Annotated in this window: 9 protein-coding genes and 1 pseudogene; 9 read left to right on the top strand and 1 reads right to left on the bottom strand. The window is 75.0% G+C overall.

Annotated elements, in window-relative coordinates; genetic code table 11:
• Positions 1 to 198: 198 nt before the first annotated feature.
• The 5 genes from ACW0Q9_RS24955 (at position 199) to ACW0Q9_RS24935 (ending at position 5,987) form a co-directional block, all read left to right on the top strand.
• The gene (locus ACW0Q9_RS24955; protein WP_046571468.1) at positions 199 to 900 is read left to right on the top strand and encodes a response regulator transcription factor; all 702 of its coding nucleotides are present in this window, start codon (positions 199 to 201) and stop codon (positions 898 to 900) included.
• Entirely contained in the window at positions 897 to 2,453 is a 1,557-nt protein-coding gene (locus ACW0Q9_RS24950; RefSeq protein WP_456185271.1) for a HAMP domain-containing sensor histidine kinase, read from the top strand. The genes ACW0Q9_RS24955 and ACW0Q9_RS24950 overlap by 4 nt, the downstream gene beginning before the upstream one ends.
• A gap of 62 nt (positions 2,454 to 2,515) precedes the next feature.
• Positions 2,516 to 3,994, top strand: a complete 1,479-nt coding sequence (locus ACW0Q9_RS24945) for a trypsin-like peptidase domain-containing protein (RefSeq protein WP_456185269.1) — start codon at positions 2,516 to 2,518, stop codon at positions 3,992 to 3,994.
• 134 nt (positions 3,995 to 4,128) lie between these two features.
• Positions 4,129 to 4,800, top strand: coding sequence for a BON domain-containing protein (locus ACW0Q9_RS24940; RefSeq protein WP_456185267.1), 672 nt, complete (start codon positions 4,129 to 4,131; stop codon positions 4,798 to 4,800).
• Between the two features lie 125 nt (positions 4,801 to 4,925).
• Positions 4,926 to 5,987, top strand: a complete 1,062-nt coding sequence (locus tag ACW0Q9_RS24935; RefSeq protein ID WP_456185273.1) for a glycosyltransferase family 4 protein — start codon at positions 4,926 to 4,928, stop codon at positions 5,985 to 5,987.
• A 3-nt stretch (positions 5,988 to 5,990) separates the two neighbouring features.
• Here ACW0Q9_RS24935 and ACW0Q9_RS24930 read toward each other — a convergent pair whose 3' ends face one another.
• Complete coding sequence (locus ACW0Q9_RS24930; RefSeq protein WP_456185265.1) at positions 5,991 to 7,433, bottom strand: serine/threonine-protein kinase; 1,443 nt, start codon at positions 7,431 to 7,433, stop codon at positions 5,991 to 5,993.
• 177 nt (positions 7,434 to 7,610) lie between these two features.
• On the opposite strand from ACW0Q9_RS24930, the gene ACW0Q9_RS24925 reads away from it, so the two are divergent.
• The 4 genes and pseudogenes from ACW0Q9_RS24925 to ACW0Q9_RS24910 form a co-directional block, all read left to right on the top strand.
• Positions 7,611 to 8,444 (top strand): patatin-like phospholipase family protein, encoded by an 834-nt coding sequence (locus tag ACW0Q9_RS24925; protein ID WP_456185263.1) that lies wholly within the window; start codon positions 7,611 to 7,613, stop codon positions 8,442 to 8,444.
• On the top strand, positions 8,444 to 9,466 hold the full coding sequence (locus tag ACW0Q9_RS24920; RefSeq protein WP_456185261.1) for a 1-acyl-sn-glycerol-3-phosphate acyltransferase: 1,023 nt from the start codon (positions 8,444 to 8,446) through the stop codon (positions 9,464 to 9,466). Before ACW0Q9_RS24925 ends, ACW0Q9_RS24920 begins: the two co-directional genes overlap by 1 nt.
• 55 nt (positions 9,467 to 9,521) lie before the next feature.
• On the top strand, positions 9,522 to 9,842 hold the full coding sequence (gene cutA, locus ACW0Q9_RS24915; protein ID WP_456185259.1) for a divalent-cation tolerance protein CutA: 321 nt from the start codon (positions 9,522 to 9,524) through the stop codon (positions 9,840 to 9,842).
• Positions 9,843 to 9,889: 47 nt separating this feature from the next.
• A pseudogene (locus tag ACW0Q9_RS24910) lies at positions 9,890 to 10,712 on the top strand (SCO7613 C-terminal domain-containing membrane protein); the annotation flags it as partial.

Here is a 10,712-nt window from a genome sequence, read left to right as displayed (position 1 = left end):
CGCCGCGTTCACCGTCGAGGTCGGCGCGCTGGTGCGGGCCGGCCGGCTCACCGACACCCAGCTCCGCACGGCCGTCCGCCTGCTCGACGGGGCGCTGGACGGGTTGCGCCGGCTGCTCCGCTAGCCGGGCCGCGGCTCACAGGTTGTTTCCAGGGTCCACCCAGCGCGGGCGCAGCCGGAGCGCGGATGATGGGTGCCATGGTGGCTACCCAGACCGAGGCACGACTGCTCGTCGTCGAGGACGATCCCAACATCCTCGAACTGCTCTCCGCGAGCCTGCGCTTCGCCGGCTTCGACGTCGCCACCGCGACCAGCGGCAGCGCGGCGCTCAACGCCGCCAAGGACCACCGGCCCGACCTGGTCGTGCTCGACGTGATGCTGCCCGACCTGGACGGCTTCGAGGTCATCCGGATGCTCCGCGAGGGCGGCACGCGCACCCCGGTGGTCTTCCTGACCGCCCGGGACGCCACCGACGACAAGATCCGCGGGCTGACCCTGGGCGGCGACGACTACGTCACCAAGCCGTTCAGCCTGGAGGAGCTGACCGCCCGGATCCGGGCCGTGCTGCGGCGCACCGCCACCGGCGAGCACGCCCCCTCCCGGCTGACCTTCGCCGACCTGGAGCTGGACGAGGAAACCCACGAGGTGCACCGGGCGGGCCAGCGGGTGCAGCTCTCGCCCACCGAGTTCAAGCTGCTGCGCTACCTGATGCTCAACGCCAACCGGGTGCTCTCCAAGGCGCAGATCCTCGACCACGTCTGGAACTACGACTTCCGCGGCGACGACAACATCGTCGAGTCCTACATCTCCTACCTGCGGCGCAAGGTCGACAACACCCAGCCCCGGCTGATCCACACCCTGCGCGGGGTCGGCTACGTCCTGCGCAAGCCGGCGGCGTGAGCGCCGTCGACGACGCGAAGGGCTGGCTGCGCAGCGTCCCGCTGCGGGTGAAGCTGGTCACCTCGGTGCTCGCCCTGGTGGCGGTGGCCCTGCTGGTGATCAGCGGGCTGACCGCGTTCCTGCTCCGCGACTACCTGATCGGTCAGGTGGACGACCAGCTCCAGGGCGGCGCGATGAACGTGGCCCGGTCGCTGGACCAGGCCGGCGGCAATCCGGTGAAGATCAACATTCCCTCGGACTACGTGGCCGCCCAGGCGGCGCCCGGCCAGCCGGTGGAAGCACCCACCCGCTACACCGGGCTCCGGGACGAGGAGCTGCCACCGTTCCCCGCCGACTTCGCCGGCTACCAGGAGCAGGTGGGCGAGCCGTTCACGGTCCGCTCGCTCGACGGCCGGACTCGGTGGCGGATGCTCTACACCGACCTTCCCGACGGCCGGGTCATCGCCTTCGGGCAGCACCTCACCGCCGTCGACCAGTCCGTCGGGCAGCTCATCTGGATCGACCTGCTGGTGGGTGGGGCGGTCCTGATCATCCTGGCCTCGGTCGGGGCGGGGATCGTACGGACCAGCCTCAAGCCCCTCGTGGAGATCGAACAGACCGCGGCGGCCATCGCCGGCGGCGACCTGACCCGGCGGGTACCCGACCCGGAGGAGGGCCGGGCCTGCCCGACCTCCGAGCTGGGCCGGCTCTCCCGGGCGCTGAACGCCATGCTCGCCCAGATCGAGACGGCGTTCACCGCGCGGGCCGCCTCCGAGGCGGCGGCGCGCAGCGCCGAGGTGAGCGCCCGGGACGCCGCCGCGGCGGCCCAGGCGTCCGAGGCGCGGGCCCGCCGCTCCGAGGAGCGGATGCGGCAGTTCATCGCCGACGCGTCGCACGAGCTGCGTACCCCGCTGACCACCATCCGGGGCTTCGCCGAGCTCTACCGGCAGGGCGCGGCCCGGGAGCCGGAGCAGACCGCCGGCCTGCTGCGCCGGATCGAGGACGAGGCATCCCGGATGGGGCTCCTGGTCGAGGACCTGCTGCTGCTCGCCCGGATGGACCGGGAGCGCCCGATCGCGCTGGCCCCGGTCGAGCTGCCGGTTCTCGCCTCGGACGCGGTCCAGGCGGCCCGGGCGGTGGAGCCGGACCGGGCCATCACGCTGGAGATCGAGCCGGGGGCCGGTCCGCTGGTGGTGCTCGGCGACGACGCCCGGCTGCGCCAGGTGATCGGCAACCTGATGACCAACGCGCTCACCCACACCCCGACCGACGCCGCGGTGACCCTGCGGCTGCGCGCGGAGCCGGGAAACCTGGCCGTGGTGGAGGTGGCGGACACCGGTCCCGGCCTCACCCCGGAACAGGCCGAGCGGGTCTTCGAGCGGTTCTACCGGGTGGACGCGGCGCGTACCCGGCGGGCGGGCGGGCCGACCAGCACCGGGCTCGGGCTGGCCATCGTCGCGGCGCTGGTCGCCGCGCACCACGGCACCGTCGAGGTGGCCGAGACGCCGGGCGGCGGGGCCACCTTCCGGGTGAAACTGCCGCTGCTGCCCGAGGCGCCCGAGCCCGGCGAGTGACTTTCAGAAAACATTCAGGCGCGTTCCAGGCTGGTCGCAGTGCCAGGGGAGAAGGTGGTGTCATGACCGACCACGAGACCGATCCGCAGCGGTCGCCGGCTCCCGCCGACGCCGAGCCGTCGCACCCGACCGCCGAGCTGCCCCACGCCGGGAGCGGGCAGTCGGAGCCCACCGTCACCCCGGCCGCCGCGCCGGTTCCGGCCGACTCCCCGGCCGCCGGAACCGCCGCGCCCGCCGAGACACCGGCCGCGCCCGCCAACCCGTACGCGCCGCCGGCGACCACGCCCTACCCGGTCTCCGGGCAGCCGCACCCCTGGTACGCGGGCCAGCAGCAGGGCGGCTGGGCGCACCAGGCCGGCGGCTACCCGGCGCAGGCCGGCGGGCCGGTCCCGCCGTACCAGGGGCACCAGCCGTACCCGCAGCACCAGCCGCACCAGGTCCACCAGGCCGGGCAGCCGGTCCCGCCGTGGGGCCCGCAGCAGCCGGCGCGGCCCAGCCGGGCCGGCAGGTTCATCGGCGCGGGTGCGCTCGCGCTGGCGCTGATGCTCGGCTCCGGCGTGGCCGGCGGCGCCCTCGCCCTGGCCCTCGACGGCGACGGGACCGTGACCCGCACCTACTCGGCCGCTCCCGTGCTGAACAGCGCCGACCTGCCGAAGATCGCGGCCGCCGTCCAGGACAGCATCGTCACGATCATGACGGGCAGCGGTGAGGGGTCCGGGGTGATCCTCAGCGCCGACGGGTACGTGCTGACCAACAACCACGTGGTCGCCTCCGCCGGCGGCGACACGGTGAAGGTGGTCTTCGCCGACGGCAAGAGCGCCCAGGCGAAGATCGTCGGGACCGACCCGAAGACCGACCTCGCCGTGGTCAAGGCCAACGGGGTGAGCGACCTGAAGGCGGCGAAGTTCGGCGACAGCGACGGCATGCAGGTCGGTGACCAGGTGCTCGCCCTGGGCAGCCCGCTCGGCCTGCAGGGCTCGGTGACCGCCGGCATCCTCAGCGCCCGCGACCGCACCATCCAGGCCGGCGAGGGCGGTCAGCAGCAGAACCCGCAGCAGGGCGCCAGCTCGATCTCCGGCCTGCTCCAGACCGACGCCCCGATCAACCCGGGCAACTCGGGCGGCGCGCTGGTCAACACCCGCGGCGAGGTGATCGGCATCAACACCGCCATCGCCACCGCCGGGCAGGGCAGCAACGGCAACATCGGGGTCGGCTTCGCCATCCCGAGCAACAAGGCCAAGGACGTCGCCGAGAAGCTCCAGCGCGGCGAGAAGATCAGCCACCCGTCCCTCGGGGTCAGCGTGACCGGCGCGGAGGACGGCGGCGCACTGGTCTCCGACGTGGTCGCGGGCAGCGCCGCCCAGAAGGCCGGGCTCCAGCGGGGCGACGTGATCACCAAGTTCGGCGACAAGGTGATCAACGATTCCAACGACCTGGTCGGCGCCGTGCAGGCCGGCAAGGTCGGTGACCGGGTCGAGGTCCAGTTCAAGCGGAACGGTTCGAACGAGACGGCAACCGTGACGCTCGCCGAGACGTCATAACACCAGACCTGCCTCCTCCACGGGCGGCGGGTGACGGAGCCAAGGGGGTTGGTTCCGTCACCCGCCGCCCCTTTTTCCGTCCTCACCCGGTCGGGGTGAGCCCTCCTCACCCTGTCCGGCGGCACCCTCGGGGCATGACGACCACCTCCGCCGTCCGTATCGACCAGGACATCCAGCGGGACGTGCTCGCCGAGCTGGACTGGGACGCGCAGACCCGGCCGACCGAGATCGGGGTGACCGTCGCCGACGGCGTGGTCACGCTGACCGGCCAGGTGGACAGCTACGCCCGGCGGTGGGCCGCCGAGCGCTGCGCGCACCGGGTCCGCGGGGTCCGCGCCGTCGCCAGCGACCTGGAGGTACGGCTGCCGGCCACCGACGAGCGCACCGACGCCGACATCGCGATCGCGGCCAGCCGGGCCCTGGAGTGGGACAGCTTCGTCCCCGCCGAGCGACTGGACGTGACCGTCGCCGACGGCTGGGTCATGCTCCGCGGCGAGGTGGAGTACGGCTTCCAGCGCCGCACCGCCGAGCGGGAGCTGCGCCGGCTGCGCGGCGTACGCGGGGTGACCAACCTGGTCGAGGTGCACCCGCCCACCCCGCCCAGCGACGAACAGAACCGCCGCGACCTGCAACGCGTCCTGTTCCGGCGGACCGGCACCGAACGCATCGAGGTGCGGGTCGCGGGGGACACGGTGGTGCTCGACGGGGTGGTCCGCTCGTGGTGGCAGCGGGAGGAGGCGGAACGGGCGGCCTGGGCCACGCCGGGCGTACGGGAGGTGCACGACCGGATCGTGGTGGCCGGCTGACCCTGCCGTTTACCGCCCGGCGCGTCGGGAAACCGCGGCCGATCGGGTACGCCGGGGACCATCAGGGAGGACTCGTGAACCAGCCGCCGTCGGACCGTCCGCGGGCCGGGCCGCTGCGGATCGCCATGGTGGTGCCGCCCTGGCTGTCGGTGCCGCCGGCCGGCTACGGCGGCCTGGAGCACCTGGTGGCCGGGCTGGTCGACGCCCTGGTCGACCGCGGGCACGCGGTGACCCTGTTCGGCGCCGGCCGGGAGAACGGCACCGCCGGGGACTTCGTGTCCACCTGCGCCGACCTCCAGTACGACCGGCTCGGCGAGTCGCTGCCCGAGCTGGCCCACCTGGCCCACGTCAACCGGCTGGTCGACCCGGCCGACTTCGACCTGGTGCACGACCACAGCACCATCGGGCCGTTGCTCGCCGGCCGCCGCCGGGTGCCCACCGTGGCCACCGTGCACGGCAATCCGGTGGGCGAGTACGGCACCGTGCTCAGCAACACCGACGAGGGGGTGGGCCTGGTGGCGATCTCGCACGCGCAGCGCCGGGCCAACCCGGACCTGCCCTGGGTGGGCACGGTGCACAACGCGATGGCGCTGCGGGAGGTGCCGCGCAAGCGTGCCCCCGGCCGCGGTCCGGTGCTCTGGCTGGCCCGGTTCAGCCCGGACAAGGGCCCCGACGTGGCGATCCGCGCCTGCCGGGCGGCCGGCCTGCCGCTCACCCTGGCCGGCAAGTGCAACGAGCCGGCCGAGCGGCGCTACTTCGAGCAGGTGGTCGAGCCGCTGCTGGGCGAGGACGTCACCGTGGTGCTCAACGCCGACCGGGAGGCCACCCAGCGGCTGCTGTACGACGCACGCTGCCTGATCATGCCGATCCAGTGGGCGGAGCCGTTCGGCATGGTGATGGTGGAGGCGATGGCGACCGGCACGCCGGTGGTGGCGCTGCGCCGGGGCGCCGTGCCCGAGCTGGTGCGGGACGGGGTGACCGGGTTGGTCCGCGACCGCGCGGAGGACCTGCCGGCCGCGCTGCGCGACGTGTCCCGCCTCGATCCGGCCGACTGCATCATGCACGTCGCGGAGCACTTCTCGGTCGAGCGGATGGCCGCCGGTTACGAGTCGGTGTACCGGAGCTTCCTGGCCGACCGGGCCGGGCTCACCGGACGGCCCGAGGCCGCGCCGGTCGTCGCCCGCTGACCGTCAGGTGCGTCCCGTCGCCAGGTCCGCGGCGGCGGCGTCGAGCCGGCGCGCGTACCCGGGGCTGATGCTGCCCTCGCGCTGCCGGTCGGCGATCTTCCCGCGGAGCCGGTCCACGGCGGCGGTCAGCGCGCCGTCGCCGGTCGCGGCGGTGGCGTTGCGCAGCAGGTTGCGCAGGTCCACGCCGACGTCGCCGCGGATCTGACCGGCCGCCAGCCCGGCCTCGATCAGCCCCTCCACCCGGTTCGCCGCCTCGACCAGGTCGCCGCCGGCCGCCGGGGTCGGCGCTCCGCCGGTCGTCGCCTGGCGGGTGGGGCCGGGCGGCGGTGTGGTGGCCGGCGTGCCGCGGCTCGGCGACGCGGTGGACGGGACCACCACGGGCCCGGCGGTCGGCGACACCCGCGGCGGCACCTTCTCGTCCGGCACCAGGGTGGGCACCAGCAACGCGGCGCCGGCGACCACCACCACGCCGACCGCCGCCAGCGGCAGCACCCGGGAGCGCCGGGACGCGCCGGCCGGACCGGGCGCGGGCCCGGCCGGCGGTGGTTCCGGCGTGGGGAGCGCCGGCAGGGTCACGGTCGGGGCCAGCATGGTGGCGGCCTGCGGGTCGGCGGGCAGCAGCTGGTCGCGCAGCACCGCCGCCACCTGGTGCGCGGTGGGCCGCCGCCGCGGATCGCGGGCCAGGCAGCGCAGGCAGATCTCCGCGACCGGCGCGGGCAGCCCGGGTACGCCGTCCAGGCTGGGCGCCCCGCCCTCGGCCAGCGCGGCGCTGAGCTGCTCCCAGGTGTCCGCCGGGTACGGCGGCTGCCCGGTCAGCGTCTCGAACAGCAGCACACCCAGCGAGTAGACGTCGGTGGCCGGCTGGGCCGGCGCCCCGTCCAGCCGTTCCGGAGCCACGTACGCCGGGGTGCCGAAGGTGCCGCCGTCCTCGTCCTCGTCCGGCGCGCCCACGCGGGTGGCGATGCCGAAGTCGAGCACCTTGGCGCCGATCCGGGTCATCATCACGTTCGCCGGGGTGATGTCGCGGTGCACGATGCCCAGCCGGTGCGCGGCGGCCACCGCCTCGGCCACCTGCGCGCCCGTCTCCACCGCGGCCGGCCAGGGCAGCGGCCCCTCGGTGAGCCGGTGCTCCAGCTCCTCGCCGTTGAGCAGTTCCATCACCACGAACGAGGTGATCGAGCCGTCCGGCGCCACCGTCTCGCCGTAGTCGTGCACGGCGGTGACGTGGGGGTGGACGAGCTGGGCGGCGGACCGGGCCTCCTCGCGCACCATGTCGCGGAACCGGGCGTCGGCGGCGAGCGAGGGGGCGAGCACCTTCACCGCCACCACCCGGTCGAGCACCTCGTCGCGGGCCCGCCAGATCACCGACATGCCGCCGGCCCCGATCTGGTCGATGAGCCGGTATCTGCGGGCCAGCAGCCGGCCGGCGTGCAGCGTCGCCTTCACATCGCACCTGCCTGGGCTTGGGAGCGGTATCAGGTTGCGGGAATGTGTCCGGCCTGTCAACGGGTGTCCGTTCCCCGGTCGCGCCCCGCGCTACGCCGGTCGCCCCCGGTAACCGGGGGCGACCGGCCCCGACCGGCTCCGCGGGCGGGTTGCGTGGCGCGTGCCAGGATGAACGGCATGGCAGGCGGTCCGGTGGCGTTCGTGCTCGGCGGCGGGGGAGTGCTCGGCGCGGTCGAGGTGGGCATGCTCCGCGCCCTGTTCCGGGCCCGGATCAAGCCCGATCTGGTGCTCGGCACCTCGATCGGCGCGGTCAACGGCGCCCTGGTCGCCGCCGACCCGAGCGAGGCGGTCACCGACCGGCTGGTCCGGCTCTGGGCCTCGCCCGAGGCGAGCGAGGTGTACGGCGATTCGGTCGCCCGGCAACTGCGCCGCTTCGCGGCGCGCACCCACCTGCACTCGCCCCGGCCGCTGCGCCGGCTGCTGGAGAGCGAACTGGGTGCGGAGACCACCTTCGCCGACCTGAAGGTGCCGTTCCGCTGCTGCGCCGCGAACATCGAGCGCGCCGCCGAGCACTGGTTCCACAGCGGACCGGTGGTGCCGGCGGTGCTCGCCTCCGCCTCGGTGCCCGGGCTGCTGCCGCCGGCCCAGATCGACGGCCTGCACTACATCGACGGCGGGGTGGTCAACTCGATCCCGGTCGGCGAGGCCGTCGCGGCCGGTGCCACGCAGATCTTCGTACTCCAGGTGGGCCGGATCGAGCGCGAGCTGAGCCCGCCCCGCCGGCCCTGGGAGATCGCCCAGGTGGCGTTCGAGATCGCCCGCCGGCACCGGTTCGCCCGCGAGATGGCGGCGCTGCCGGAGGGAGTGGCCGTGCACGTGCTGCCGACCGGCGGCCTGGAGCCGCGCGACGACAGCCCGTGGGCGTACCGGGACATGGCGGCGGTGGGGCGGCGGATCAGCCGGGCGTACACCGCCTCCCGCCGCTACCTGGACACCGCGCTGGAGCGCTGATGCCGCTGCCGCCGCGGTGGATACGCCGGATGCTGCTCGCGCCCGGCGTGGTGCTGCTCGCCGTCGCCGTGGTGACCACCCTGCCGGCCTGGGCGCTGCTGGCCCTCGCCGCGTCGCCCCTGGTGCCGGGACGGCTGCGCCCGCTCCGGCTGCTCTGGATCGGCACGGTCTACCTGGTCTGGGACGCGGCCGCGCTGCTCGCCCTCTTCGTGCTCTGGCTGGTCTCGGGCTTCGGCGCGCGCAAGCGGTCACCGGCCTTCCAACGGGCCCACTACCTGCTCGCCGGCCGCTTCCTGCGGGTGCTGTTCTGGCAGGCCCGGTGGACGCTGCGGCTGCGCATCGACGTGGTCGGCACCGACCCGGACACCGCACTGCCCGGCCGCCCCGAGCTGGTGCTCTGCCGGCACGCCGGACCGGGCGACTCCTTCATCCTGATCCACGCGCTGGTCAACTGGTTCCACCGGGAGCCCCGGATCGTGCTCAAGGAGACCCTCCAGTGGGACCCGGCGATCGACGTCCTGCTCAACCGGCTGCCCAACCGCTTCATCGCGCCGGGGCCGGACGGGCGGGAGTCGGCGATCCAGCAGATCGGCCACCTGGCCACCGGCCTGGACGACGACGACGCGTTCGTGATCTTCCCCGAGGGCGGCAACTTCACCCCGAAGCGCCGGCTGCGGGCCATCGCCCGGCTGCGCGCCCTCGGCCTGGAGCGGATGGCGCTGCGCGCCGAGCGGATGCGGCACGTGCTCGCCCCGCAGCCGGGCGGGCTGCTCGCCGCCCTCGACGCCGCCCCGGACGCCGGGGTGGTCTTCGTGGCGCACACCGGGCTGGACCAGATGCTCACCGTCGCCGACGTGTGGCGCGAGCTGCCCATGGACAAGCGGATCGTGATGCGGTTCTGGTCGGTCCCGCCCGAGGAGGTGCCGGTCGGCAGGCAGGAGCGCATCGACTGGCTGTTCGACTGGTGGGCCCGGATCGACAAGTGGATCGCCGCCAACCGGGACGGGACGACCGCCGACTGAGACCGGTTCGGTGCGCGTGCAGCGGTCCGGCCGGAGCGCCGCGTAGGGTGCGCTGGTGGAGCAGATCTGCGTGGTGACGACGGTGGTGGACGCCCGCGCGGTCGCGGACGTGCTGGCGGCCGCGGCCGTCGCCGGCCGGCTGGCGGCGTGCGCCCAGGTCGGCGGGCAGGTGGACAGCACCTACTGGTGGCAGTCGGCGATCCAGACCACGGCCGAGTGGTCGGTCCAGTTCAAGACCGCACCGGACCGGGTCGAGGCGCTTGTCGACCAGGTCCGCGCCAGCCACCCCTACGAGGTGCCGGAGATCCTGGTCACCCGGGTGGAGAGCGGCAACCCCGACTACGCGGCCTGGGTGCACGACCACACCCGTCCCTAGGTACGCCTACTCTGTCCGCCCGCCCCGCGGGTCACGATGCTGGCGGGGTGGAGAACACCGGCTACCCCTGCCCCGGCTGCGGCGCTCCCGCCGACCTCGCCTCCGGCTGTTCCGGTTGCGGCCGTCCGCCGTACCCGCCGGCCGCCGAGGTGGTCCGGCTGGACCGGGAGATCGCCGGGCTGGCCCCGCGGGTCGAGGCGGCCCGGGTCGCGTACCAGGAGTTGGCCGGCCACCTGTCCACGGCCCTGCAGCGGCGGGCCGAGCTGGCCGCCCGGATCCGCCTGGAGATCCCGGCGCCGCGCCCGGTCGCGCCCGCGCCGCCGCTGCGCCCGCAGCCGGCCCCCGCCGCGGTACGCCCCGGCGGGGCGGAGACCTCCACCCGTGCCGTGCAGGGCCTGCTCTTCGTCCTCGGTGGGCTGCTGCTCGGCACCGCCGCGGTGGTCTTCACCGCGGTCGCCTGGGCCGCGTTCGGGGTCGGCGGGCGGGCGCTGATCCTGCTCGGCTTCACCGCTCTCGCGCTCGCCGCGCCGCTGCTGGCCCGGGCGCGAGGGCTGCGGGGGACCGCCGAGACGTTCGCCGCGGTGGGCCTGCTCCTGGTGCTCCTCGACGGGTACGCCGCCTGGTCGGTGGACCTGTTCGGGGTGGCCGGCTGGCCGGGCAGCCGGTACGCCGCGCTGGTCGGGGCGATCGGCGCGGCGGTCGCGGCCGGGTACGCGCGGCTGAGCCGGCTGACCGTGCCCTGGTTCGCGGCGTTGCTGTGCGCCCAGCCCGTGCTGCCCCTGGCCGTGGCGGCCGCCGAGCCGTCCGCCGCCGGCTGGGCGCTGGTCCTGACCGCGCTGGCGCTGGGCGACCTCGTGGGGGTGGCCGCCC

This window comes from Micromonospora sp. I033 (assembly GCF_053890995.1).
Note: the sequence above shows the minus strand (reverse complement) of the source record. Positions and strands in the feature narration are given on the sequence as shown.